The sequence below is a fragment of the Streptomyces sp. NPDC052701 genome (assembly GCF_040678355.1).
Taxonomy (GTDB): domain Bacteria; phylum Actinomycetota; class Actinomycetes; order Streptomycetales; family Streptomycetaceae; genus Streptomyces.
Window position 1 is genome coordinate 62285 of the sequence record NZ_JBFATO010000023.1, and the last position, 23956, is coordinate 86240.

Below are 23956 nucleotides of genomic sequence, written 5' to 3' on the forward strand. Positions count from 1 at the left end.
GGGTCATGAACCAGTGAGGCCTGGCGTTCTGTGGAGAAATCCACCTCTGTGGACAACTCCGTGCCCCTGGGGGCGTACGGAGTGTCATCGAGAACCGGACCTTCTCCCAGGGCGCCGAGGGGTTTGCGGTCGCGGGGTTCGGCCGCAGCGCGGCCGCGATGGATGATGCCGTGCAGCAGTGAGCGACGTTTCACGTGAAACACGATGCACAGCAGCCGCGACCGAACTGTCACGACACTCCGGCATGCGTAGGTTTGGCAGCTTGTGTGGAGTACGTCTCGTCGTCAGGACGGGTCCCCCGTACTGCCGCTCCAGGCCCTTCTGGTCATCCACGGCGGCGACGCGCCCGCCCGGTACGCGCCGCCTTCGCCCGCTTGGCCGCGAAGCGCACACCTCCAGGACTTTCCCCGACCTCGACCCGGACGACCGTGGACATCGGGTCCACGATCCCCTCACCGACATGCAGGATCGACGTCTCCACGGCGCCCAGCTTGCTCAGCGCCGTGGCCGCGCTCTTCAGCTCCTCCTCGGCGGCGTCGCCCTTGAGCGCGAGCATTTCGCCGTACGGCCGCAGCAGCGGAATGCCCCAGGTGGCGAGACGATCGAGCGGGGCGACGGCGCGCGCGGTCACCACGTGAACCGGCTGGATCTTCCCCATGACCTCCTCGGCCCGGCCGCGCACGACCGTCACATGGTCGAGACCCAGCAGTTCCACGACCTCCGTCAGGAAGTTGGTGCGCCGCAGCAGCGGCTCCAGCAAGGTGATCTTCAGGTCCTCCCGGACCAGGGCCAGGGGGATTCCGGGCAAGCCGGCACCCGAGCCGACGTCGCAGACCGTCACCCCCTCGGGCACGACTTCCGAGAGGACCGCGCAGTTCAGCAGGTGCCGCTCCCACAGCCGGGGCACCTCGCGCGGGCCGATCAGGCCTCGCTGCACGCCCGCCTCGGCGAGCAGCTCGGCGTAGCGGACCGCATCGGCGAACCGATCGCCGAACACCTCGCGTGCCTGCTCGGGCGCGGGGGGAAGCTCCGCTGCCTCCGTCACGGGGGACCGTCCTTCCGTACACCGGCGCACCGGGCGCCGACACCAGAACCACCAGAACTATCAGGCTGACAAAGTTCGGCCCCGTCTGCTCAACAGACGGGGCCGGGGAAACGTGGGGGCCGATCAGGCGGGAAGCACAACGACGAAGCGCTGCGGCTCCTCGCCCTCCGACTCGCTGCGCAGGCCCGCGGCCTTGACCGCGTCGTGCACGACCTTGCGCTCGAACGGCGTCATCGGCTCCAGACGCACGGGCTCGCCGCTGCTCCTGACCTCGGCGGCGGCCTTGGCGCCCAGCTCGAAGAGCTCGGCGCGCTTGCGGGCGCGGTAGCCCGCGATGTCCAGCATCAGGCGGCTGCGGTCCCCGGTCTCCCGGTGCACGGCCAGGCGCGTGAGCTCCTGGAGGGCTTCCAGCACCTCACCGTCACGGCCGACCAGCTTCTGCAGGTCGCGGCTGCCGGTGTCGCTGATGATCGACACGGAGGCGCGGTCCGCCTCGACGTCCATATCGATGTCGCCGTCGAGGTCGGCGATGTCGAGCAGACCCTCCAGGTAGTCCGCCGCGATCTCGCCCTCCTGCTCCAGGCGGGTCAGGGTGTCTGCACCCTCGGCAGCGGCGGAGGTGGTGCCTTCCGTCACGGGATGGACTCCTTCTTACTTCTTCGACGGGGACTTGGGCCGCTGCGGCCCCTTGCGCTGGCCGGACTGGGCCTTGCTGCGGGTGCCGGAGCCGGACTTGGCGGTGCCCCTCTGGGCGGCGCCGGCGGGCTTGGCGTCCTCGGGCTCGTCGGATTTGGTCAGCGATGTCTTCGGCTCCGGCTCACCGGCCGCCTTCAGGGCGGCCTGGCGCTGGGCCTTGGTCTGCCGCTTGGGCTGCTGGCGCCTGGGGGCGGCGGTCGTGGTCGGCGTACCGTCCTCGGTCTGGGTGGCGGCCGCTGCCTCGCCCTTGATCACGGTGCCGTCGGACTGGGCGGCCAGGCCGGCCTTGTTCAGACCGTTGATGAACTTGCGCTCGTACTCGTTGCGGTCACGGCCCTTGGCGACGATGGCCTTGATGATGACCTTGTCCCGGCGCCGGCTGACCTTGCCGCGGTGCGTGATGTGCTTGTGCAGGCGCTCCAGGTAGGCGGCCTGAGCCTTGGAACCCGGGGTCGGGTTGTTGTGGATGACGTACATCTGCTGGCCCATGGTCCACACGTTGGTGGTCAGCCAGTAGACGAGGACACCGACCGGGAAGTTGATGCCGAAGACGGCGAAGATGACGGGGAAGACGTACATCAGCATCTTCTGCTGCTGCATGAACGGCGTCTTCACCGTCGTGTCGACGTTCTTCGTCATCAGCTGGCGCTGTGTGTAGAACTGCGACAGCGACATCAGGACGATCATGATCGCGGTGACGATCCGCACGTCGGTCAGCGAGGACTGCAGGGCCTCGACCTTGGACGCGCTGTCCGTGAACTTCGCCGCGAGCGGGGCGCCGAAGATGTGCGCCTTCTGCGCGCTCTCCAGCAGGCTCTTGTTGATCACGCCGATGGTGTCGTTCGACGCGATGCTGTTGAGCACGTGGTACAGGGCGAAGAAGAACGGGGACTGCGCCAGGATGGGAAGGCACGAGGAGAGCGGGTTGGTACCCGTCTCCTTGTACAGCTTCATCATCTCTTCCGACTGGCGCTGCCGGTCGTTCTTGTAGCGCTCCTGGATCTTCTTCATCTCGGGCTGGAGCGTCTGCATGGCCCGGGTCGCCTTGATCTGCTTCACGAAGAGCGGGATCAGGCAGATGCGGATCAGGATCACCAGGGACACGATGGACAGGCCCCAGGCCCACCCGGTGTCAGGGCCGAAGACGGCGCCGTACACCTTGTGGAACTGGACGATGACCCAGGAGACAGGTGTTGTGATGAAGCTGAAGAGGCTGGCAATCGTGTCCACTAATCATGCTCCTTGGGCATGGGACGAGGTCTCTGCGGCCGGGCTCGAAGGACTCGACGGACTTGTGGGAGAAGCCTGTCCCTCGATGGCCGGTTCGCCGGCGGAGGGCCCGCCCTTGCGTGCACGCCAGGCGTCACGCAGCATTTCGTGCCACCGCGGACGCTTGCGCGGGGGTACATGGTCCACACCGCCCGGCGACCACGGATTGCACCGCAGGAGGCGCCAGGCCGTGAGTGCCGTGCCCTTGATCGCACCGTGTCGGTCGATGGCCGTGTAGCCGTAGCGGGAGCACGACGGGTAGTACTTGCATACCGGCCCGAGCAGCGGACTGATCGTCCACTGGTACAGCTTGATCAGAGCCAGCAGCGGGTACTTCATCGCGCACCCCCTCCCAGGAGACGCCGGAGGGCGGCGTCCAGGTCTTGGGCCAGCTGTGCGTGGTCGGCGTCACCCGCTCCGGGCAGCGCTCGTACGACTACCAGGCTACCGGGGGGAAACAGGTCGACTCGGTCGCGCATGAGATGGCGCAGTCTGCGCTTCACCTTGTTGCGCACGACCGCGCCGCCCACGGCTTTGCTCACGACGAAACCCGCACGCGTCGGGGGAGCGCTCTCCCCAGGCGCGTGCGGGTCCGTGGCACCGCTGCGAAGGTGGACGACGAGGTTCGGGCGGCCTGCCCTGCGACCCCGTCGCACCGCGGTCGCGAAATCCTCGCGCCGCCTCAGCCGGTTCTCGGTGGGCAGCACGACGTCATGACCTGACCGGGATCAGGCGGACAGACGGGCGCGACCCTTGCTACGGCGGGACGCGAGAATCGCGCGGCCGGCACGGGTGCGCATACGCAGCCGGAAGCCGTGGGTCTTCGCGCGACGACGGTTGTTCGGCTGGAAGGTGCGCTTGCTCACTCGAGGGCTCCAGAAAGAAATCGGGGTTGGCGGGGTGCCGTCCTGGCTGTCACCGTGCGCCCACGAGTAGCTCGCGTTACGCCCGAGTGCACCGCTTTCCGATCACCTTGACGCGATCTGTGCCCATCGGAGGCAGGCGGCAGCAGCCATCGACAACTCGACCTGGTTACGGTACGCGGGGCTGCGCCATTCGGTCAAACCGGGGACTCAGGGGAGACACTTGTCCACAGCCTGGGGACAAAAACTTGAACCGCACCCGTCGCCCTGACTACCGTGACTGAACTCCGATTCGTTCCCTTGTCCCCTCACCAGCCGATTAGTTCCCGACTCGACCACCCCGAGTCGCATCCCGACCCGTCCCCGAACCACACGTTCGAGGGACCTGCGAGAGAGCGTGCCCTGTGGCTGACGTACCTGCCGATCTTGCCGCAGTGTGGCCACGCGTACTGGAGCAGCTTCTCGGTGAGGGCCGTGGCCAGGGTGTGGAGGCGAAGGACGAGCACTGGATCCGGCGCTGCCAGCCGCTCGCGCTGGTCGCCGACACCGCTCTGCTCGCCGTTCCCAACGAGTTCGCGAAGGGCGTGCTCGAGGGCCGCCTCGCGCCGATCGTCAGCGAGACGCTGAGCCGGGAGTGCGGCCGTCCGATCCGCATCGCGATCACGGTCGACGACTCCGCCGGCGACCCCCCGGCCCCGCAGGCGCCCTCCATGCGCCCCCAGCCGCGCTACGAGGAGCCCGAGCCGTCCGCCGGCCAGGGCAGGGACGGCTACGACCAGGGCCGGGAGAGCTACGAGCACGGCCGCGACGGATACGAGGGATACGGTCGCCACCGTGCCGACCAGCTGTCCGGCGGGGAGCAGCTGCCGCCCTCCCGCGCGGACCAGCTCCCGACCGCCCGGCCCGCCTACCCCTCGGAGTACCAGCGCCCCGAGCCCGGTTCCTGGCCGCGCCCGTCGCAGGACGAGTACGGCTGGCAGCAGCAGCGGCTCGGCTTCCCGGAGCGGGACCCGTACGCCTCGCCGTCCCAGGACGCGTACGGCTCCCAGGACGGCTACGGCGCACAGGACAAGTACGGCTCGCCGTCCCAGGACGGCTACGGCCCCCAGGACTCGTACGGCTCGCAGGACTACCGCGCGCAGCCGATGGAGCGCCCGTCGTACGACCAGGCGCGCCCCGACTACGACGCGTCACGCCCCGACTACGACCAGCGCGACCCGGTCCGCCGCGAGCTGCCGGACCCGCCGGCCGGCTCCGGTCACGTGCACCGCGGCGGCCCGGTCGGGCCGAACCTGCCCACCACCGGCGCGCCCGGCCCGCTGGCCGCGCAGCCCGCGCCGGCCACCGGCCCCGGCGAGCCCACCGCACGGCTGAATCCGAAGTACCTCTTCGACACGTTCGTGATCGGCGCGTCGAACCGGTTCGCGCACGCGGCCGCCGTCGCCGTCGCCGAGGCGCCCGCGAAGGCGTACAACCCGCTCTTCATCTACGGGGAGTCCGGGCTGGGCAAGACGCACCTGCTGCACGCGATCGGGCACTACGCGCGCAGCCTCTACCCGGGCACGCGCGTGCGGTACGTGAGCTCGGAGGAGTTCACCAACGAGTTCATCAACTCCATCCGCGACGGCAAGGGCGACAGCTTCCGCAAGCGGTACCGCGAGATGGACATCCTGCTCGTCGACGACATCCAGTTCCTGGCGGACAAGGAGTCGACGCAGGAGGAGTTCTTCCACACCTTCAACACGCTGCACAACGCCAACAAGCAGATCGTGCTGTCCAGCGACCGGCCGCCCAAGCAGCTGGTCACGCTGGAGGACCGGCTGAGGAACCGTTTCGAGTGGGGCCTCATCACCGACGTCCAGCCGCCCGAACTGGAGACGCGCATCGCGATCCTGCGCAAGAAGGCGGTGCAGGAGCAGCTCAACGCCCCGCCGGAGGTGCTGGAGTTCATCGCCTCGCGGATCTCGCGCAACATCCGTGAGCTGGAGGGCGCGCTGATCCGTGTGACGGCGTTCGCGTCGCTCAATCGGCAGCCGGTGGATCTGGGCCTGACGGAGATCGTCCTCAAGGACCTGATCCCCGGCGGCGACGACTCGGCGCCGGAGATCACCTCGACGGCCATCATGAGCGCGACCGCGGACTACTTCGGGCTGACGGTCGAGGACCTGTGCGGCACCTCGCGCGGCCGCGCGCTGGTGACCGCGCGGCAGATCGCCATGTACCTGTGCCGGGAGCTGACGGACCTGTCGCTGCCGAAGATCGGCGCGCTGTTCGGCGGCCGCGACCACACGACGGTCATGCACGCCGACCGCAAGATCCGCAATCTGATGGCCGAGCGGCGCTCCATCTACAACCAGGTCACCGAGCTGACCAACCGCATCAAGAACGGCTGACAGCCGCAGGCGTGCGTCTCGTGGGGCGTCCGGGGACCGGTTTCCCGGGCGCCCCACGTCCCGTTCCCGGGCTCCCCGCGCCGTGTGCGGCCTCCCACGCGCGCGCGCCGCTGTTCGAATACCTGCCGGGTCACGGGTGCTCTCCACAGATTCGACGACTTTTTCCCGTCCACATCCTGGGGACCGGGAAGTTGTCCCGATCTTGTCCACAGCGGCAGTTGGTGCGGACCCATCAGGCCAGGTCAACCGCTTGTGGATCCGTGGAGGAACGATCTCCACAGGCTGTGGACAACAATGCGGTCCACAGCCTGTGGACCGAGTTTTCCACCGGCGGCCCACAGGCTGGGGGCGGTTGTCCCCAGTGATCCCCAGCTTCTCCACACGGCTGTCCACTGTTCGGCAACCCGGCGCGCGCCCTCACCGCATCGAGTGAAAGGCGTCACATCGGGGCATCGGATTGGGCTGTGGGAAACGTGGGTAAAGCTGGGGACGGCCCTGGGGAGAACTCGCCTGGCCCTGTGCACGGGGTGTGCAGAACTTTCCGTTCTCCACAGAGACCCCTGGTTGTCCACCGCCGCCGCCCACAGGACCCGTGGACAAAATCACCGTGCTGAGCTGGGCAAACAGGGTTATCCACGGTATCCACAGGCCCTACTACTACGTCCGACTAGAGAGAGCGCGGAATTCGTTTCGAAGCGGGTCCTGTGCACAACTCGCGCTCTCGTGCCCGGCCGCCCCCGTCGCGACTTGACCCCGAGGGGCACCTACTGTCAGTGCCGTGCGTCAGACTGGTTCCCGGTGTCCTTCCCTCCACAGGGGCCGACGACACCGAGTCAGACGACGAAGGCGAAGCAGGGCGAGAACGCCGGCAACAGCAGGAGGCGGCTTACGGTGAAGATCCGGGTGGAACGCGACGTACTCGCGGAGGCAGTGGCCTGGGCGGCGCGCAGCCTCCCGGCCCGTCCGCCGGCGCCGGTCCTCGCCGGCCTGCTGCTGAAGGCCGAGGAGGGCCAGCTGAGCCTGTCCAGCTTCGACTACGAGGTCTCCGCGCGCGTGTCCGTGGAGGCCGAGGTCGAGGAGGAGGGCACGGTCCTGGTCTCCGGCCGTCTCCTCGCCGACATCTCCCGAGCCCTCCCCAACCGGCCGGTGGAGATTTCCACAGACGGTGTACGGGCGACGGTGGTCTGCGGCTCCTCGCGGTTCACCCTCCACACCCTGCCTGTGGAGGAGTACCCGGCGCTGCCGCAGATGCCGAACGCGACGGGCACGGTCCCGGGCGAGGTCTTCTCCTCGGCCGTGCAGCAGGTCGCCATCGCCGCGGGCCGCGACGACACGCTCCCGGTGCTGACCGGTGTCCGCATCGAGATCGAGGGCGACACGGTCACGCTGGCCTCCACCGACCGCTACCGCTTCGCGGTCCGCGAGTTCCTGTGGAAGCCGGAGAACCCGGACGCCTCCGCGGTCGCCCTGGTGCCCGCCAAGACGCTCCTGGACACCGCCAAGTCGCTCGGCGCCGGTGACACCGTGACGCTGGCGCTGTCCGGCTCCGGCGCGGGCGAGGGCCTGATCGGTTTCGAGGGCGCCGGCCGCCGTACGACGACCCGTCTGCTGGAGGGCGACCTCCCGAAGTACCGCACGCTGTTCCCGACGGAGTTCAACAGCATCGCCGTCATCGAGACCGCCCCCTTCGTGGAGGCCGTCAAGCGTGTGTCCCTGGTCGCCGAGCGGAACACCCCGGTGCGGCTCAGCTTCGAGCAGGGCGTGCTGATCCTGGAGGCGGGCTCCAGCGACGATGCACAGGCTGTGGAAAGGGTCGACGCCCAGCTGGACGGCGACGACATCTCCATCGCCTTCAACCCGACCTTCCTGCTGGACGGCCTGAGCGCGATCGACTCCCCGGTGGCCCAGCTGTCCTTCACGACGTCGACGAAGCCGGCGCTGCTGAGCGGCAGGCCGGCGGTGGACGCCGAGGCGGACGAGGCTTACAAGTACCTGATCATGCCTGTCCGCCTGAGTGGCTGAGTGGCTGAGCCCGCGCACCGGCCCGCGGCGTGAGGCCTGTGGAAGCTGTGCGGCCCTCATTTCCGGGACCGCGGTGCGCCGGCGCGGCCCGGTGGCCGGGTACCGCCGGCGGTTGTCCACAGGGTGGGGACGAAGGCGCAGGTGAGGGCGTACGAGTGAGCGCGTATGCCCACAGCTGTGCATGAGCGTCCGGGTTTAGGCTCGGACGGAGTACGTCGTGTCCCGGTGCGCAGGTGCCGGGCACGGACGTCCCGCCACGCCACGTCGCACACCTAAGGAACACAACTGATGGAGCTCGGTCTCGTCGGCCTCGGCAAGATGGGCGGCAACATGCGCGAGCGGATCCGCCGCGCGGGCCACACCGTCATCGGATACGACCGCAACCCGGACCTCGCCGACGTCCACAGCCTGGAAGAGCTCGTGGGCAAGCTGAAGGGTCCGCGCGTCATATGGGTGATGGTCCCGGCAGGCGCCCCCACCCAGTCCACGATCGACGAGCTCGCCGAGCTGCTGGAGCCCGGTGACGTCGTCGTGGACGGCGGCAACAGCCGCTGGACCGACGACGAGAAGCACGCCGAGGAGCTGGCCGCCAAGGGCATCGGCTTCGTCGACTGCGGCGTCTCCGGCGGCGTGTGGGGCCTGGAGAACGGCTACGCGCTGATGTACGGCGGTGACGCCGAGAACGTCGCCAAGGTGCAGCCGATCTTCGACGCCCTCAAGCCGGAGGGCGAGTTCGGCTCGGTGCACGCCGGCAAGGTCGGCGCGGGCCACTTCGCGAAGATGGTCCACAACGGCATCGAGTACGCGATGATGCAGGCCTACGCCGAGGGCTGGGAGCTGCTGGAGAAGGTCGACTCCGTGGAGAACGTCCGCGAGGTCTTCCGCTCCTGGCAGGAGGGCACGGTCATCCGCTCCTGGCTGCTCGACCTCGCGGTGAACGCCCTCGACGAGGACGAGCACCTGGACGGGCTCCGGGGTTATGCGCAGGACTCCGGTGAGGGACGCTGGACCGTGGAGGCCGCGATCGACAACGCGGTGCCGCTGCCGGCGATCACCGCGTCGCTGTTCGCGCGGTTCGCCTCCCGCCAGGAGGACTCCCCGCAGATGAAGATGATCGCGGCGCTGCGCAACCAGTTCGGCGGCCACGCGGTCGAGAAGAAGTAGGCAACACCCGAAGGTCTGGAGGTCGGCGAAACGACCATGCACGTCACGCATCTGTCGCTGGCCGACTTCCGCTCCTATCCCCGGGTCGAGGTCCCGCTCGACCCGGGGGTGACGGCCTTCGTCGGCCCCAACGGGCAGGGCAAGACGAACCTGGTCGAGGCGGTCGGCTACCTCGCCACCCTCGGCAGTCACCGGGTCTCCTCCGACGCCCCCCTGGTCCGCATGGGCGCCGACCGCGCGATCGTCCGGGCGCAGGTCCGCCAGGGCGAGAGGCAGCAGCTGGTCGAGCTGGAGCTGAACCCGGGCCGCGCCAACCGCGCCCGCATCAACAGGTCCTCGCAGGTCAGGCCCCGCGACATCCTCGGCATCGTCCGCACGGTCCTCTTCGCGCCCGAGGACCTCGCCCTGGTCAAGGGCGACCCCGGCGAGCGGCGGCGCTTCCTCGACGAGCTGATCACCGCCCGCTCCCCGCGCATGGCCGGGGTCCGTTCCGACTACGACCGGGTCCTCAAGCAGCGCAACACCCTGCTGAAGTCGGCCGCGCTGGCCCGCCGGCACGGCGGACGGGGCATGGACCTGTCCACCCTGGACGTGTGGGACCAGCACCTCGCGCGCGCGGGCGCCGAGCTGCTCGCCCAGCGCCTGGACCTGATCGCGGCGATCCAGCCGCTGGCCGACAAGGCCTACGAGCAGCTGGCCCCCGGCGGCGGCCCGGTCTCCCTGGAGTACAGGCCGTCGGCGCCGGGCGAGGCGCACACCCGCGAGGACCTCTACGAGCAGCTGACGGCCGCGCTCGCCGACGCCCGCAAGCAGGAGATCGAGCGGGGCGTCACCCTCGTGGGGCCCCACCGGGACGACCTCCTGCTCAAGCTCGGCCAGCTGCCCGCCAAGGGCTACGCCTCGCACGGCGAGTCCTGGTCCTACGCGCTGGCGCTGCGCCTGGCCTCGTACGACCTGCTGAGCGCCGAGGGCAACGAGCCGGTGCTCGTCCTCGACGACGTCTTCGCCGAGCTGGACACCCGTCGCCGTGAGCGGCTGGCCGAGCTGGTCGCACCCGGTGAGCAGGTCCTGGTGACCGCCGCGGTCGACGACGACGTACCGCACGTGCTGTCGGGGGCGCGGTTCGCGGTGTCCGGGGGGACGGTGGAGCGCGTATGAGCGAGAACGCGCCCGAGCGGGGGCCCGCGACCCCGCCACGGACCGCCCCGGACGACCGGAGCGCACCGGGCGCCCCCCGGAGGACCACCGAGCCCTCCGGCGTGGACCTCGCGCGCGTGGCGCTGCGCGCGGCGAAGGAGGCGGCACGCGCGCGGGGTGACGCGGCGCGGCAGAAGAAGCAGGCGCGGCGTGGCGGCCTGCGCTCCGGCGCGCGCGCCGACGGCCGCGACCCCATGGCGCTCGGTGCCGCCATCAACCGGCTCATCACCGAACGCGGCTGGGAGGCCCCGGCCGCGGTGGGCGGCGTCATGGGCCGCTGGCCGCAGATCGTCGGCGAGGACGTGGCCAAGCACTGCGTGCCGGAGAAGTACGACGAGGACGAGCGGGTCCTGAGCGTGCGCTGCGACTCCACGGCCTGGGCGACGAACCTGCGCCTGCTCGCGCCCACGCTGGTGGCCCGCCTCAACGAGGACCTCGGGCACGGCACGGTCCGGCTGATCAAGGTCAACGGCCCGGGCGGTCCCGTCCGCCGCTACGGCCCGCTGCGCGCCCCGGGCAGCACGGGGCCCGGCGACACCTACGGGTGAGGCGCGCCGGGCCCGTGCCGGAGCCTCGTCCCCACCCGTGGACAAAGGGTGAGCGACATCACATCGGCGGGCGTCGGCGGTTCTTCCGGACCGCCGGCGCCCGCCTTGTCGTACACCCGCACACGGTTGCGAATCGGGACCCTGCTGCCAAGTAGCAAAGGGTTGACACCCGAAAGCGCTGGGTGCCGCTGTGAGCCTCTTGGGGCCCCCATCCGTATATCGGGAGTCGGCCGAGGACGGTTGAGGGCGGCACATGCGGACTCAGGTACCGGCAAACCCCCATCACTGTCGGCGCTACCGGTAGACTGGAAGACAATCCCGCCCCGACCGTGGGGACCGTCCGGGAAAAGCTGAGCAACGCTGATCAAGGCTTACCAACGCAACATGCCGCAGCCGCTCCGGCAACCCGCCGACGAGCCCGGCTCGTGCTGTGCCAGAAAGGGCGCTTCGTGGCCGATTCCGGCAACCCCAACGAGAACATCCCGTCCACCGACGCCGGCGAGAACGGCGCGGTGACCTCGTCGAACGGCGAGGTCACCGCCTCGTACGACGCCAGTGCCATCACCGTCCTCGAGGGTCTGGACGCGGTCCGCAAGCGACCCGGCATGTACATCGGCTCGACCGGTGAGCGAGGACTGCACCACCTCGTGTACGAGGTCGTCGACAACTCCGTCGACGAGGCGCTTGCCGGCCACGCGGACACCATCGACGTGACGATCCTCGCCGACGGCGGCGTGCGCGTCGTCGACAACGGCCGCGGCATCCCCGTGGGCATCGTGCCCTCCGAGGGCAAGCCGGCCGTCGAGGTCGTGCTGACCGTGCTGCACGCGGGCGGCAAGTTCGGCGGCGGCGGTTACGCGGTCTCCGGCGGTCTGCACGGCGTGGGCGTGTCCGTCGTGAACGCCCTGTCCAGCAAGGTGTCCGTCGAGGTCAAGACCGACGGTCACCGCTGGACGCAGGACTACAAGATGGGCGTGCCGACGGCGCCGCTGGCCAAGCACGAGGCCACCGAGGAGACCGGCACCTCGGTCACCTTCTGGGCCGACGCGGACATCTTCGAGACGACGGAGTACTCCTTCGAGACGCTGTCGCGGCGTTTCCAGGAGATGGCGTTCCTCAACAAGGGCCTGACGATCAGGCTCACCGACGAGCGCGAGTCGGCGAAGGCCACGGCCGGGGCGGACGAGGCGGGCGCCGACGAGAAGGACGAGGCGAAGTCCGTCACCTACCACTACGAGGGCGGCATCGTCGACTTCGTGAAGTACCTCAACACCCGCAAGGGCGAGGTCGTCCACCCCACGATCATCGACCTGGAGGCCGAGGACAAGGACAAGAGCCTGTCCCTCGAGGTCGCGATGCAGTGGAACAGCGGCTACAGCGAGGGCGTGTACTCCTTCGCGAACATCATCCACACCCACGAGGGCGGCACGCACGAAGAGGGCTTCCGCGCCGCGCTGACGTCCCTGATCAACAAGTACGCGCGCGACAAGAAGCTGCTGCGCGAGAAGGACGACAACCTCACGGGCGACGACATCCGCGAGGGCCTGACCGCGATCATCTCGGTCAAGCTCAGCGAGCCGCAGTTCGAGGGCCAGACCAAGACCAAGCTGGGCAACACCGAGGCGAAGACCTTCGTGCAGAAGGCCGTCTACGAGCACCTGGCCGACTGGCTGGACCGCAACCCGAACGAGGCCGCGGACATCGTCCGCAAGGGCATCGCGGCGGCCACCGCGCGCGTGGCGGCCCGCAAGGCCCGCGATCTGACCCGCCGCAAGGGCCTGCTGGAGACCGCGTCCCTGCCGGGCAAGCTGGCCGACTGCCAGTCCAACGACCCGGCCAAGTGCGAGATCTTCATCGTCGAGGGCGACTCCGCCGGCGGCTCGGCCAAGTCCGGCCGCAACCCGCAGTACCAGGCGATCCTCCCGATCCGCGGCAAGATCCTCAACGTCGAGAAGGCGCGCATCGACCGCATCCTGCAGAACCAGGAGATCCAGGCGATGATCTCCGCGTTCGGCACGGGCGTGCACGAGGACTTCGACATCTCCAAGCTCCGCTATCACAAGATCATCCTGATGGCGGACGCCGACGTCGACGGCCAGCACATCAACACCCTGCTGCTGACCTTCCTGTTCCGCTTCATGCGGCCGCTGGTCGAGGCCGGGCACGTGTACCTCTCCCGTCCGCCGCTCTACAAGATCAAGTGGGGCAAGGACGACTTCGAGTACGCGTACTCCGACCGCGAGCGCGACGCCCTGATCGAGATGGGCCGCCAGGCCGGCAAGCGCATCCGGGAGGACTCGGTCCAGCGCTTCAAGGGTCTCGGCGAGATGAACGCCGAGGAGCTGCGCATCACGACCATGGACCAGGAGCACCGCGTCCTCGGCCAGGTCACCCTCGACGACGCCGCCCAGGCCGACGACCTGTTCTCGGTCCTGATGGGCGAGGACGTCGAGGCCCGCCGCGCGTTCATCCAGCGCAACGCCAAGGACGTCCGCTTCCTCGACATCTGAGTCGGTCTCAGCTGACCGCACCAGGAAGGACCTTCACCAGCAATGACCGACGAGAACACTCCCGTCACGCCTGACGAGGGACAGACCCTGCGCGTCGAGCCCGTCGGGCTCGAGACGGAGATGCAGCGCTCGTACCTCGACTACGCGATGTCCGTCATCGTCTCGCGTGCGCTGCCCGACGTCCGCGACGGCCTCAAGCCCGTCCACCGCCGCGTGCTGTACGCGATGTACGACGGCGGCTACCGCCCCGAGCGCGGCTTCTACAAGTGCGCCCGCGTCGTCGGCGACGTCATGGGCAACTACCACCCGCACGGCGACTCCTCCATCTACGACGCCCTGGTCCGCCTCGCCCAGCCCTGGTCGATGCGCATGCCGCTCGTCGACTCCAACGGCAACTTCGGTTCCCCGGGCAACGACCCGGCCGCGGCCATGCGGTACACCGAGTGCAAGATGGCGCCGCTGTCGATGGAGATGGTCCGCGACATCGACGAGGAGACCGTCGACTTCACGGACAACTACGACGGCCGCTCCCAGGAGCCGACCGTCCTGCCCGCCCGCTTCCCGAACCTGCTGATCAACGGGTCGGCCGGCATCGCGGTCGGCATGGCGACCAACATCCCGCCGCACAACCTGCGCGAGGTCGCCGAGGGCGCCCAGTGGTACCTGCAGAACCCCGAGGCCTCGCACGAGGAGCTGCTCGACGCCCTCATCGAGCGCATCAAGGGCCCCGACTTCCCGACCGGCGCGCTGGTCGTCGGCCGCAAGGGCATCGAGGAGGCGTACCGCACCGGCCGCGGCTCCATCACCATGCGCGCGGTCGTCGAGGTCGAGGAGATCCAGAACCGCCAGTGCCTGGTGGTCACGGAGCTCCCCTACCAGGTCAACCCGGACAACCTCGCGCAGAAGATCGCCGACCTGGTGAAGGACGGCAAGATCGGCGGCATCGCGGACGTCCGCGACGAGACGTCCTCGCGCACCGGCCAGCGCCTGGTCATCGTCCTGAAGCGGGACGCGGTCGCCAAGGTGGTGCTGAACAACCTCTACAAGCACACCGACCTGCAGACGAACTTCGGCGCCAACATGCTGGCGCTGGTCGACGGTGTGCCCCGGACCCTCTCCCTGGACGCGTTCATCCGCCACTGGGTGACGCACCAGATCGAGGTCATCGTCCGCCGGACCCGCTTCCGCCTGCGCAAGGCCGAGGAGCGCGCCCACATCCTGCGCGGCCTGCTCAAGGCCCTGGACGCCATCGACGAGGTCATCGCGCTGATCCGGCGCAGTGACACGGCGGAGATCGCGCGCGGGGGCCTGATGAGCCTCCTGGAGATCGACGAGATCCAGGCCAACGCCATCCTGGAGATGCAGCTGCGCCGCCTGGCCGCCCTGGAGCGCCAGAAGATCGTCCAGGAGCACGACGAGCTCCAGGCGAAGATCAACGAGTACAACGAGATCCTCGCCTCGCCCGCCCGCCAGCGCGGCATCGTCAGCGACGAGCTGGCCGCGCTCGTCGAGAAGTACGGCGACGACCGCAAGACCAAGCTGATCCCGTACGAGGGCGACATGTCCATCGAGGACCTGATCGCCGAAGAGGACATCGTCGTCACGGTCACCCGCGGCGGTTACATCAAGCGCACCAAGACCGACGACTACCGGGCGCAGAAGCGCGGCGGCAAGGGCGTGCGCGGCGCGAAGCTGAAGGAAGACGACATCGTCGACCACTTCTTCGTGTCCACCACCCACCACTGGCTGCTGTTCTTCACCAACAAGGGCCGCGTCTACCGGGTGAAGGCGTACGAGCTCCCGGACGCCGGCCGGGACGCGCGCGGCCAGCACGTCGCCAACCTGCTCGCCTTCCAGCCGGACGAGGCGATCGCCGAGATCCTCGCGATCCGCGACTACGACGCGGCTCCGTACCTGGTCCTGGCCACCAAGGCGGGCCTGGTGAAGAAGACGCCTCTGAAGGATTACGATTCGCCGCGCTCCGGCGGTGTCATCGCGATCAACCTGCGTGAGACGGCGGACGGCGCCGACGATGAACTGATCGGGGCCGAACTCGTCTCGTCCGACGACGATCTGCTGCTGATCAGCAAGAAGGCGCAATCGATCCGGTTCACCGCCTCGGACGAAACCCTGCGTCCCATGGGCCGCGCGACCTCGGGCGTCAAGGGCATGAGTTTCCGCGAGGGCGACGAGCTCCTCTCGATGAATGTCGTCCGACCCGGTACGTTCGTGTTCACTGCCACCGACGGCGGGTACGCGAAGCGGACCGCGGTCGACGAGTACCGCGTCCAGGGTCGCGGCGGCCTCGGTATCAAGGCCGCCAAGATCGTCGAGGACCGCGGTTCGCTCGTCGGCGCGCTGGTGGTCGAGGAGACCGACGAGATCCTCGCCATCACGCTGTCCGGCGGTGTGATCCGTACGCGGGTCAACGAGATCAGGGAGACGGGCCGTGACACCATGGGCGTCCAACTGATCAATCTGGGCAAGCGCGATGCCGTGGTCGGCATCGCACGCAACGCCGAGGCGGGACGCGAGGCGGAGGAGGTCGACGGTGACGTGGCCGTCGACGAGACCGCCGAGGACGTCGCGGCCACCGGCACGGACGAGGGTGAGGCGCCCTCGACCGAGTAGCACGAGGAGTGAGTCAGCGTGAGCGGAGCCACGGGCGCCGGATCGACCGGTACCTCCACGGGTGCGGAGGCGGGCGGCGGCGGCCGTGGCTCCGCCGCGCATGCGAGCGATCCGCACACGACCAATCTGCAGGCGATCAGGTCGCCCGCGAAGGACTCGTCCTCTTCCGAGACCCGTGGCCCCCAGGGGGGAACTGTGACGGACACCCGAGGCCCGCAGACGCAGCCGTCGGCGGCCGGAGCGGGCCCGGGCACCCCGCAGGTGCCCCAGGAAGCGGCCGCGCAGCCGGCCTCGCCGCTGCCGGGTGAGCGCCGGTCGCAGCAGCCCTCCGGTCCGTACCACCCGCCGCAGGCCTACCCGGCGCAGGGCGCCGCGGCCGGCGCCGTACGCCGGCCGCGCACGGGCGCGCGCACCGCGCCCCGCGTCCGCAAGGCCCGCCTGCGCGTCGCCAAGGCCGACCCGTGGTCGGTGATGAAGGTCAGCTTCCTGCTCTCCATCGCGCTGGGCATCTGCACGATCGTGGCATCGGCGGTGCTGTGGATGGTCATGGACGCGATGGGCGTCTTCTCCACGGTCGGCGGCACGATCTCCGAGGCCACCGGCTCGAACGAATCGAACGGCTTCGACCTGCAGGCCTTCCTGTCGCTCCCCAACGTCCTGCTCTTCGCGACGATCATCGCGGTCATCGACGTCGTCCTGGCGACGGCCCTCGCGACGCTCGGCGCGTTCATCTACAACCTGTCGGCCGGCTTCGTCGGGGGCGTGGAGCTGACGCTGGCGGAGGACGAGTGAGGGGGTCCGTTCCGGAGCCCTCGGTTCCCGAGGGCTCCCGGCTCCCCCGACCGGCCTGCGACAACCGATTTTGGGACTGCCCGCCTCGTGCGCTAATCTTCAGGAGTCAGCGCGCGGGACACACACCGCAGAGCGCGGCGGGGCTATAGCTCAGTTGGTTAGAGCGCATCCCTGATAAGGATGAGGCCACAGGTTCAAATCCTGTTAGCCCCACCAGCGTAAAGACCCCCAGTCGATATCGGCTGGGGGTCTTTGACATCCATGGCTGACATCAACCGATGAGTGGATCTTCCAGAAGCTCAGCGAGCATGCCCACCGCTTCGCGCTCGCTGTCGCCGACCACGTGCGTGTAGACGTCCATGGTCATGCTGATCTGACTGTGCCGGAGAATCGCCTGGGCGACCTTGGGGTGCACCTTCAGGAAGGCGAGCAGGGTCCCGCAGGTGTGCCGGGCGAGGCGGACTGTGATCCGGCGCACACCGGCCCGTTTGGCGAGCCGATCGAAGGTACGGGAGAAGCCCACCGGGTCGATCATGCCGCCGTGCTCGGAGGAGAAGATCAGGTCATGGTCCGGCTCCTGCGCCCAGTGCTCACCGGCGATCTTCCGCTCCAGCTCCTGGAGCTCCCGGCGCTCCTCGAGGACCCGAGCGCAGAACTCCGGGAGCGGGAGCACGGCCTGTGAGGACTCCGTCTTGAGGTCCTTGAGGACCAGGCCCACGCCCTTGACCCGCTGCACCTGCTTGACCGGGGTGAATTGGCCGGCCTCGAAGTCGATGTCCTGCCAGCGCAGCCCGAGCACCTCGCTGCGGCGGAGGCCGAGGACCAGGACGAGGACGCAGGCCGCGTAGAGCCGGTGGGCACGCACCGAGCGCAGGAAGGCGATGGCTTCCCGAGCGTTCCACGCCGTGCCCCTGTCCCTGCTGACCTTGGGCATGTCGACCAGCAGGGCGACGTTCCGAGTGACCAGCTCCTCGCGCATGGCCCGGTTGAGGGCGTTGCGGAGCACGCGCAGGACCTCGAAGCGGGCCGAGGCGCCGACCTTCTCCCGCGCCAGCGTGGCCATGAAGGCCCGGATCTGCGCCGGGGTGAGCTTGACCAGCGGCTTCTTGCCGAGATGCGGCAGCAGGTACAGCCGCACCTTGGACTCGTACTTCACATACGTGTTGTGCTCGCGCTCCGGAGCGACGATGTGCTCCAGCCAGTAAGCCAGCCATTCCCCGAGCGTCCAGGACCGGGACGGCACGGGGACGCCGTTGCGCTCCTGGTCCTGGAGCTTGCCCAGCTTCTCGTTGGCTTCGTCCCACGTTCGGCCGTAGACGTACTTGCGCACTCGGTTGCCGTCCGTGTCGGTCACATAGGCGGCGCCCTGGTAGCGACCATCGGACCGCTTGGTGATCGTGCCACCGCCGTTGGGCCGACGCTTCGCCATCACGCAGCCTCCCCGATCTGGCCGGCGATGAAGTCGCGGACCGCGTGATCCGGGATACGGCGGCATCCGTCGACCTTGATGGACACGAGGCGGCGCGTACGGATCAGGTCGTAGACCTTGGTTCGGCCCACCTTCAGCCGCGCCATGACCTCGGGCACGGTCAGCAGCTCCGGGGTGGCGGTGGTCATGTTGCGGCTCCTTCCAGGTCGAGCAGGGCGGGTAGTTCCTCGCGGGCGACCTCACGGTTGTGCCGGATGTCGCGGCGGATGTTGGCGGCGAGCCAGGATTCGCCGGGGGTGTGGCCGTGGCCGGCGTAGGTCCAGTGGGCGAGGGTGAGCGTGGTTGCTTCCTCGTCGTCGGGGTCGGGCAGGCCGAGGGCGGCGCGTTGCTGGGCGGCGCGGTAGTCGGCGCGGACCTGGCGGAGAGCGCCGAGAGTGGTGGAGTAGTGGCGGGACTTGGTGGAGAAGTGACCGCGGAAGCCGAGCATGTGTGCCCAGTCGCGCAGCTTCCGGTCCGGGTAGAGCACGTGCAGGTCGAGGCATGCGGCGATGAGCCGGGCCGGGTGGTCGGGGACGCCGAGCAGGACGGGAGCTTCCTTGTTGCCGATGCGGCGGTCGACGGTGCCGGTGGTCTCAGCCGCTTTGGTGGCGTACTTGGCGACGTAGGAGGCGACGGCCTGTTCGGTGATTTCCTCGCCGTCGCCGAAGGCCCGGATGGTGTGGACGTCGAGCTGGGTGCCCCAACGCAGGACGCGGGCCGGTTGGTCGCCGGCGGCGGGCACGTCGACTTCCACGCGGGTGGCGGCGGCCCGGATCGCGTCGGTGAGCAGGTCGACGGTGGCCCAGGCCGGCGGCGGGTCGTCAGGCCCGCCGGGGCCGTCGAAGCGGATCACGGCATGGAAGTGGACGACGCCGCGCTTCTGGTACTCGGCGACCTTGCCGAAGGACACGCGGGAGGCTTCCCGGGCAGCCTTCTGCGTGAGCCCGACCCGCTTGGCGATCTCGCGGCGCAGGTAGATCGTGAAGTAGCGCCACAGCTCTGAGGCGTGGTTGTTCCACAGCACCGCGCCCGCGTAGTCGTACGTCTCCGGGGCGAGCGGGGTGCCCAGCTCGGGGGCGTCCTCGCAGTGACGGACGCCGCAGCGGCAGGGCCGGTTACCGGGCCGGTTGTGGACCGGGCCGAACGAGGGCGCGGTGAGGGTGGCGAACACCCGCGGGTGATCCCGGATGGTCTCCGGGGTGCCTTTGACCGGGTCGCCGACGAGGCCGGCGCGGATGAGGTGGTAGGTGTCGCCCGCGTAGGTCCAGGCGCAGGCGGGGCAGCGGGAGGCCCGCCGGTTGCCACAGGCCACACGGAGGACGCCGCCGGGTTCGGTGTCGGTGGAGTACCGGTGCAGGACGTGGCGGGTTTCCTTGTCCCGGACGACGACGGAGCCTTGCAGGCGGATCGGGTCGGTGCAGCCGCCGGTACGGCGGATCTGGTCCTGGATGCGGTCGAAGCCGGTGGACCCGGCCAGCCTCAGCACGTCGGCGAGGGTGGCCGGGGCCAGGCCCGCCACGGTGGCGGCGTCGGTCACGCGGTCACCTTCCGATCCGGACGACGCTGGCGGGAGCGGTGTGGCCGGTGCCCTTGCAGGTGGGGCAGGTGACGTGGAGGGTGGCGCGGGTGCCGTCGCGGTGGCGGGTGCCGGTGGTGATGGCGACGACGGGGAAGCCGTCGCAGGCGCGGCAGACGCGCGGGGTCCGGGCGTGCTGGGGCATCATGAGGTTTCCCTTTCGGGTCCGTTGGATCTGGAATGGGTGCAGGCGCCCGGAGCGGCGGAAGTTTGGCGACCGAGGCCGCTCCGGGGGCCGTTCAGTTGTGGACGTTGCGCCTTCCGTGGCCCTTGGCCGCGTACATGCCGGCGTCGGCGTGGGACAGGGCGTCGGTGAGTGCGGCGACCGGCAGGTCGGTGCGGTGGCAGAAGCCGACGGAGGCGGAGACCGGCAGCAGGCGCCCGTCATGGGCCACGGGCCGGGCGAGGGCCGTTTGCAGCGCGGTCGTGCCGGGGGTGTGGGCGGGGTCGGTGACGATGGCGGCGAACTCGTCTCCGCCGAGGCGGGCGGCGATGCCGTGGCGTCCGCACCAGTCGCGCAGTCGGCGGGCGGTCGCGGCGAGGACGGCGTCACCGGCTGCGTGGCCGTGCGTGTCGTTGGTGGCCTTGAAGTCGTCCAGGTCGATCAGGACGACCAGCGCGGCCGGGTGCCGGGTGAGCAGGTGTTCGGCGCGGGCGGTCCATCCGGCGCGGGTGTGCAGTCCGGTCAGCGGGTCGCGGCGGGCGGTGGCCAGACGGCGCAGGAGCAGTCCGCCGTGGACGGCCCAGCCGAGGGCCGGTAATGCGGCAGCGATCACGGTTTCCATGGCTCACCGTCCCTTGTGCAGGTCGTTGACGAGCAGGCGCAGGACGACGGCGACCAGGGCGATGGACACGCCGGTGATGGCGACCGCGAGGAGCATGGAGACCAGGACCGCGCCGACGACCAGGACCACGGCGCCACCGCCGGCGGCGAGGGCGAGTGCGCTGCCGGGGGTGAGCTGAACCGTGGGCCGGGCCGAGACCGGGGCCGGGGCGACAGGTGCCGGCGGCGGGGCCGGGGTGCCCGGGGTGATGATGGTCGGCTCGACGGCGACCGCGGGCGGGGTGGCCCTGCCGGTGGGCTGGGGCATGGACGGGAGCTTGGGCCGGAACATGAGCAGGTCTCCTTACTTGACGACGGTGGTGAGGGCGGGGGCCAGGATGCTGTCGGCGAGGAGGTAGCCGCCCAGGAGGAGCACGGCCACGAGCCACCACGGCGGGCGGATGAGCTTGACTCCGAGGAAGCCGACGGCGAGCAGGGCGAGCCAGAGCGGAACGTCCATGACGCGGGGTCCTCCTATGCCTTGCAGCGGTGGGTACGGGCGGCGAGTTCGGCGCCGGCGCGGTCTCGGTAGTCGGCGGAGAAGCCGCAGCCGGGGGCGGTGCAGGCGGCGGTGTGCCGGTCACGGCCCCGGCCGTCGTAGTACGTGGCGACCTGCACGGGGCCGATGCGGACGCGGTCGCGGAAGCGGCGGTAGACGGCCATGGGGTCAGCCCTCCTGTCGGAGGCTGGGGCCGGGGAACTCAGCGAGGATGCGGGCGGCGGTGTCGGCATCCGGGGTGCGGTCGGCGGCTTCCTCGGCGAGCAGCCGGGCCAGGGCGGGGCGGCCGGTGACGGCCATCTCACGGGCGGCGCCGATGAAGTCGGCGGGGCGGTCGAAAGACCGGGACATGAGGCGAACTCCTTTCCGATCAGGTGAGTTGGAGTTGTGCGGCGATGGCGTCGACCATCGGGGCGGGCAGACCGAGCCGGGCCGACAGGGCGTCAGCGGGCATCGGTGTGCCGGTCGAGGCACGGTGTGCGTCGGCGATCTTCCGGGCGTGGTCGAGCAGCGCAGCCGGGACGACCGGCGCGGGGGTTGGGACGGGCGGCGGTGGGGCTGGTGCGAGTTCCGGCGCGGATGGCGCGGGCGAGGCGGGGTCGGGGTCGTCGGTGCGGTGCATCTCGACTTCCGGCGCGGCCGGTTCGTCGTCCACGGGCTGTACGGGGGTGGCCGGTTCGGCGGGGGTGTGGACCAGGAGGGTTCCGCCGAGGAAGGCCAGCGCGGGCCAGCCGGCGACGAGGATGCGCAGCCAGGCGGGCACCTGGTCGAGGTCGAGGAGCCCGGCGGTCGCGACGTTCGCGCCGAGCGAGGCAGCCAGGGCGATGACGAACCAAGTCCAGGCCGAGCGGTCCCGCCGGGCGGTGCGCAGTCGGCGCCAGGCGGCGACCAGGAGCAGGTCGACCGAGACCGGGTAGGCCCAGGCTTTCCAGCCGGTCTGTCCGGCGGCGGCGGCGAGGTCGTGCAGGTGGGCGAAGGACAGCGCACCGGCGATGACGGCTTGAACGAGTACGGCGTCCAGGCGGATCGAGCGGAGCATGGGGCACCTCCCTTCGAGGGGGTGTCGGGCCGGGGGGCGGGCGGGAAGCAGGTGTCCGGTCGCCCGCCCCGGGCGGTGTCAGTCGGTGACCGGGCGGGGCTTGACCAGCGACGGACCGGTCTCCGGCGCCTCGGCGGGCACGTAAGGGCGGAACGGTTCGAGGGCGGGAAGGTCTGGGACCAGGTGGGCGAACTTCCGGCAGACCGCGACGACATCCGCGCGGGAGGTGTTCGGGGTGCGGATCTTCGACCAGCCGCCCGTGGAGTCCGCCGCTACAGCCGTGCCGGGGCGTTCCATCGGGATCAGGCTCGCGACCGGCACCGCGTCCGGGGCGACGTCGGCCAGGCCCATTTCCGCGGTCTGCTTGTCGTTGACGCGGTGCACCACGCGACCGGTGAGCTGAGCGCGGAGCATGGTGGCGCCTTTGCCTAGGTCGGAGCCGAAGCGCTGCCCGCAGATCTCCAGGTAGACCCCGACCGCGCGGGCCATCTGCGCCAGCCGGATCAACGCGGTCACGATCTTCTCGCGGCGTTCCTCATCCTTCTTCGAGGAGATCAGGAACAGTTCCGCCACCTCGTCCACCAGGACCACGACCGGCACCGGCCGCACATCCTCGGGCAGCTCCCAGACGTCGGAAGCACCGTGGTTGCTGAGCAGGTCGAAGCGGTCTTCCATCTCCGCGACCAGCACCGCCAGCAGCGAGGCCGCGTCGTCTGGGGTGGTGACCAGCGCCGACAGCCGGGGCGCGAACGCCCGCTGTTCAACACCGCGCTTGCAGTCGATGCCGACCAGCGCCACCGGCAGTTGCGCCAGTCCTTTGATCAGGTTGCGCAGGTACATCGACTTGCCGGAGTGGTTCGCGCCCAGGGTGAGCGCCATGGGGGCCTTGCGGTAGTCCCGCTCGAAGGCGGTCCCGTCCTCACGCAGCGCCACCGGCACCACCAGGTCATGCGGGGCAGCCTTGCGCGGCATGCGCACCCGGCGCAGCACGTCATAGCCGGTCATGCGCAGTTCCACGAACCCGGGCTTGGTCTCCACCACGGTCACGGAGTGCACGCCCCAGGCATGCCGCAGCCGCTCCGAGGAGGCGACCACGTCGGCGGGCTCCAACCCGGCCGGCAGCCGCAGCGTGACCCGCAGGCCGGTCGAGGTGGGACGCACCCGGCGGATCTTCGGTGGGACCGGCTGCACCTCACGGCGAGCGACATTGCGGGTCATGAACGCCCGCAGGCCGGACGGCTGCACCGTCAACCCGCACACGTCCATCGTGGACCGGTAGGAGAAGGTGAACCGGCTCCAGGCGAGCGGCATCCCGACCAGCGACCAGTACACCCGCGGAGCCCGCACCTTGGCGTAACCGAGACCGCCAACACCCGCTAACGCCCCCGTGGCCTCCAGCCACATCGTCAGGTCGGCCATGG

Annotated in this window: 25 protein-coding genes and 1 tRNA gene; 9 read left to right on the forward strand and 17 right to left on the reverse strand. The window is 69.9% G+C overall.

What is annotated here, in order from left to right; translation table 11 throughout:
• Positions 1 to 325: 325 nt before the first annotated feature.
• From rsmG to rpmH, 6 genes are all read right to left on the reverse strand, one after another.
• Complete coding sequence (gene rsmG / locus AB0L29_RS24175; RefSeq protein WP_365829834.1) at positions 326 to 1045, reverse strand: 16S rRNA (guanine(527)-N(7))-methyltransferase RsmG; 720 nt, start codon at positions 1043 to 1045, stop codon at positions 326 to 328.
• Positions 1046 to 1168: 123 nt separating this feature from the next.
• The gene (locus tag AB0L29_RS24180; protein ID WP_365829835.1) at positions 1169 to 1681 is read right to left on the reverse strand and encodes a R3H domain-containing nucleic acid-binding protein; all 513 of its coding nucleotides are present in this window, start codon (positions 1679 to 1681) and stop codon (positions 1169 to 1171) included.
• 15 nt (positions 1682 to 1696) lie between these two features.
• Positions 1697 to 2971, reverse strand: a complete 1275-nt coding sequence (gene yidC, locus AB0L29_RS24185; protein WP_365829836.1) for a membrane protein insertase YidC — start codon at positions 2969 to 2971, stop codon at positions 1697 to 1699.
• Positions 2972 to 2974: 3 nt separating this feature from the next.
• Positions 2975 to 3349 carry a membrane protein insertion efficiency factor YidD gene (yidD, locus tag AB0L29_RS24190; RefSeq protein WP_365829837.1) on the reverse strand — a complete coding sequence of 125 codons (375 nt, stop codon included), beginning with the start codon at positions 3347 to 3349 and terminating at the stop codon, positions 2975 to 2977.
• A complete protein-coding gene (gene rnpA / locus AB0L29_RS24195; RefSeq protein WP_365829838.1) occupies positions 3346 to 3717 on the reverse strand; it encodes a ribonuclease P protein component in 372 nt (123 codons plus the stop codon). Before rnpA ends, yidD begins: the two co-directional genes overlap by 4 nt.
• Before the next feature lie 21 nt (positions 3718 to 3738).
• Positions 3739 to 3876, reverse strand: a complete 138-nt coding sequence (gene rpmH / locus AB0L29_RS24200; RefSeq protein WP_003956500.1) for a 50S ribosomal protein L34 — start codon at positions 3874 to 3876, stop codon at positions 3739 to 3741.
• 401 nt (positions 3877 to 4277) lie between these two features.
• Here rpmH and dnaA point away from each other — a divergent pair, with 401 nt between their 5' ends.
• The 9 genes from dnaA (at position 4278) to AB0L29_RS24245 (ending at position 17346) form a co-directional block, all read left to right on the forward strand.
• Positions 4278 to 6266 carry a chromosomal replication initiator protein DnaA gene (gene dnaA / locus AB0L29_RS24205; protein ID WP_365829839.1) on the forward strand — a complete coding sequence of 663 codons (1989 nt, stop codon included), beginning with the start codon at positions 4278 to 4280 and terminating at the stop codon, positions 6264 to 6266.
• Positions 6267 to 7157: 891 nt separating this feature from the next.
• The gene (dnaN, locus tag AB0L29_RS24210) at positions 7158 to 8288 is read left to right on the forward strand and encodes a DNA polymerase III subunit beta (protein WP_365829840.1); all 1131 of its coding nucleotides are present in this window, start codon (positions 7158 to 7160) and stop codon (positions 8286 to 8288) included.
• A gap of 288 nt (positions 8289 to 8576) precedes the next feature.
• A complete protein-coding gene (gene gnd, locus AB0L29_RS24215) occupies positions 8577 to 9452 on the forward strand; it encodes a phosphogluconate dehydrogenase (NAD(+)-dependent, decarboxylating) (RefSeq protein ID WP_365829841.1) in 876 nt (291 codons plus the stop codon).
• A 36-nt stretch (positions 9453 to 9488) separates the two neighbouring features.
• Positions 9489 to 10610 (forward strand): DNA replication/repair protein RecF, encoded by a 1122-nt coding sequence (gene recF, locus AB0L29_RS24220; protein WP_365829842.1) that lies wholly within the window; start codon positions 9489 to 9491, stop codon positions 10608 to 10610.
• Positions 10607 to 11197 carry a DciA family protein gene (locus tag AB0L29_RS24225; protein ID WP_365829843.1) on the forward strand — a complete coding sequence of 197 codons (591 nt, stop codon included), beginning with the start codon at positions 10607 to 10609 and terminating at the stop codon, positions 11195 to 11197. The genes recF and AB0L29_RS24225 overlap by 4 nt, the downstream gene beginning before the upstream one ends.
• 449 nt (positions 11198 to 11646) lie before the next feature.
• Positions 11647 to 13707 (forward strand): DNA topoisomerase (ATP-hydrolyzing) subunit B, encoded by a 2061-nt coding sequence (gyrB, locus tag AB0L29_RS24230; protein ID WP_365829844.1) that lies wholly within the window; start codon positions 11647 to 11649, stop codon positions 13705 to 13707.
• Positions 13708 to 13749: 42 nt separating this feature from the next.
• A complete protein-coding gene (gyrA, locus tag AB0L29_RS24235) occupies positions 13750 to 16338 on the forward strand; it encodes a DNA gyrase subunit A (RefSeq protein ID WP_365829845.1) in 2589 nt (862 codons plus the stop codon).
• A gap of 18 nt (positions 16339 to 16356) precedes the next feature.
• Positions 16357 to 17130, forward strand: a complete 774-nt coding sequence (locus AB0L29_RS24240; RefSeq protein ID WP_365829846.1) for a DUF3566 domain-containing protein — start codon at positions 16357 to 16359, stop codon at positions 17128 to 17130.
• 139 nt (positions 17131 to 17269) lie between these two features.
• Positions 17270 to 17346 (forward strand) — tRNA-Ile (locus AB0L29_RS24245).
• Positions 17347 to 17401: 55 nt separating this feature from the next.
• Here AB0L29_RS24245 and AB0L29_RS24250 read toward each other — a convergent pair.
• The 11 genes from AB0L29_RS24250 to AB0L29_RS24300 all read right to left on the reverse strand — a co-directional run bounded on the left by AB0L29_RS24250 (position 17402) and on the right by AB0L29_RS24300 (position 23954).
• Positions 17402 to 18559 carry a site-specific integrase gene (locus AB0L29_RS24250; RefSeq protein ID WP_365829847.1) on the reverse strand — a complete coding sequence of 386 codons (1158 nt, stop codon included), beginning with the start codon at positions 18557 to 18559 and terminating at the stop codon, positions 17402 to 17404.
• Positions 18559 to 18747 carry a helix-turn-helix domain-containing protein gene (locus tag AB0L29_RS24255; RefSeq protein WP_365829848.1) on the reverse strand — a complete coding sequence of 63 codons (189 nt, stop codon included), beginning with the start codon at positions 18745 to 18747 and terminating at the stop codon, positions 18559 to 18561. Before AB0L29_RS24255 ends, AB0L29_RS24250 begins: the two co-directional genes overlap by 1 nt.
• Positions 18744 to 20135, reverse strand: a complete 1392-nt coding sequence (gene repSA / locus AB0L29_RS24260) for a replication initiator protein RepSA (RefSeq protein WP_365829849.1) — start codon at positions 20133 to 20135, stop codon at positions 18744 to 18746. Before repSA ends, AB0L29_RS24255 begins: the two co-directional genes overlap by 4 nt.
• Before the next feature lie 4 nt (positions 20136 to 20139).
• The gene (locus AB0L29_RS24265; protein WP_365829893.1) at positions 20140 to 20319 is read right to left on the reverse strand and encodes a hypothetical protein; all 180 of its coding nucleotides are present in this window, start codon (positions 20317 to 20319) and stop codon (positions 20140 to 20142) included.
• Positions 20320 to 20413: 94 nt separating this feature from the next.
• The gene (locus tag AB0L29_RS24270; protein WP_365829850.1) at positions 20414 to 20959 is read right to left on the reverse strand and encodes a GGDEF domain-containing protein; all 546 of its coding nucleotides are present in this window, start codon (positions 20957 to 20959) and stop codon (positions 20414 to 20416) included.
• A 3-nt stretch (positions 20960 to 20962) separates the two neighbouring features.
• Positions 20963 to 21289: a SpdD-like protein gene (locus AB0L29_RS24275; protein WP_365829851.1), complete on the reverse strand. Its 327-nt coding sequence runs from the start codon at positions 21287 to 21289 to the stop codon at positions 20963 to 20965.
• 12 nt (positions 21290 to 21301) lie between these two features.
• The gene (locus tag AB0L29_RS24280; protein WP_365829852.1) at positions 21302 to 21457 is read right to left on the reverse strand and encodes a hypothetical protein; all 156 of its coding nucleotides are present in this window, start codon (positions 21455 to 21457) and stop codon (positions 21302 to 21304) included.
• A gap of 14 nt (positions 21458 to 21471) precedes the next feature.
• Positions 21472 to 21660, reverse strand: a complete 189-nt coding sequence (locus AB0L29_RS24285; protein ID WP_030820282.1) for a mobile element transfer protein — start codon at positions 21658 to 21660, stop codon at positions 21472 to 21474.
• A 4-nt stretch (positions 21661 to 21664) separates the two neighbouring features.
• A complete protein-coding gene (locus AB0L29_RS24290) occupies positions 21665 to 21847 on the reverse strand; it encodes a hypothetical protein (RefSeq protein WP_365829853.1) in 183 nt (60 codons plus the stop codon).
• A gap of 19 nt (positions 21848 to 21866) precedes the next feature.
• Complete coding sequence (locus tag AB0L29_RS24295; RefSeq protein ID WP_365829854.1) at positions 21867 to 22535, reverse strand: DUF2637 domain-containing protein; 669 nt, start codon at positions 22533 to 22535, stop codon at positions 21867 to 21869.
• Positions 22536 to 22613: 78 nt separating this feature from the next.
• Positions 22614 to 23954, reverse strand: coding sequence for an FtsK/SpoIIIE domain-containing protein (locus AB0L29_RS24300; RefSeq protein WP_365829855.1), 1341 nt, complete (start codon positions 23952 to 23954; stop codon positions 22614 to 22616).
• Positions 23955 to 23956 lie beyond the last annotated feature (2 nt).

Excerpts from the sequence above, each read along its gene's own strand:
- yidD (WP_365829837.1), bottom strand. The coding sequence starts at position 3,349 with ATGAAGTACCCGCTGCTGGCTCTGATCAAGCTGTACCAGTGGACGATC.
- gnd (WP_365829841.1), top strand. The coding sequence starts at position 8,577 with ATGGAGCTCGGTCTCGTCGGCCTCGGCAAGATGGGCGGCAACATGCGC.
- recF (WP_365829842.1), top strand. The coding sequence starts at position 9,489 with ATGCACGTCACGCATCTGTCGCTGGCCGACTTCCGCTCCTATCCCCGG.
- AB0L29_RS24225 (WP_365829843.1), top strand. The coding sequence starts at position 10,607 with ATGAGCGAGAACGCGCCCGAGCGGGGGCCCGCGACCCCGCCACGGACC.
- gyrA (WP_365829845.1), top strand. The coding sequence starts at position 13,750 with ATGACCGACGAGAACACTCCCGTCACGCCTGACGAGGGACAGACCCTG.
- AB0L29_RS24250 (WP_365829847.1), bottom strand. The coding sequence starts at position 18,559 with ATGGCGAAGCGTCGGCCCAACGGCGGTGGCACGATCACCAAGCGGTCC.
- AB0L29_RS24255 (WP_365829848.1), bottom strand. The coding sequence starts at position 18,747 with ATGACCACCGCCACCCCGGAGCTGCTGACCGTGCCCGAGGTCATGGCG.
- AB0L29_RS24265 (WP_365829893.1), bottom strand. The coding sequence starts at position 20,319 with ATGCCCCAGCACGCCCGGACCCCGCGCGTCTGCCGCGCCTGCGACGGC.
- AB0L29_RS24270 (WP_365829850.1), bottom strand. The coding sequence starts at position 20,959 with ATGGAAACCGTGATCGCTGCCGCATTACCGGCCCTCGGCTGGGCCGTC.
- AB0L29_RS24275 (WP_365829851.1), bottom strand. The coding sequence starts at position 21,289 with ATGTTCCGGCCCAAGCTCCCGTCCATGCCCCAGCCCACCGGCAGGGCC.
- AB0L29_RS24280 (WP_365829852.1), bottom strand. The coding sequence starts at position 21,457 with ATGGACGTTCCGCTCTGGCTCGCCCTGCTCGCCGTCGGCTTCCTCGGA.
- AB0L29_RS24285 (WP_030820282.1), bottom strand. The coding sequence starts at position 21,660 with ATGGCCGTCTACCGCCGCTTCCGCGACCGCGTCCGCATCGGCCCCGTG.
- AB0L29_RS24290 (WP_365829853.1), bottom strand. The coding sequence starts at position 21,847 with ATGTCCCGGTCTTTCGACCGCCCCGCCGACTTCATCGGCGCCGCCCGT.
- AB0L29_RS24295 (WP_365829854.1), bottom strand. The coding sequence starts at position 22,535 with ATGCTCCGCTCGATCCGCCTGGACGCCGTACTCGTTCAAGCCGTCATC.
- AB0L29_RS24300 (WP_365829855.1), bottom strand. The coding sequence starts at position 23,954 with ATGGCCGACCTGACGATGTGGCTGGAGGCCACGGGGGCGTTAGCGGGT.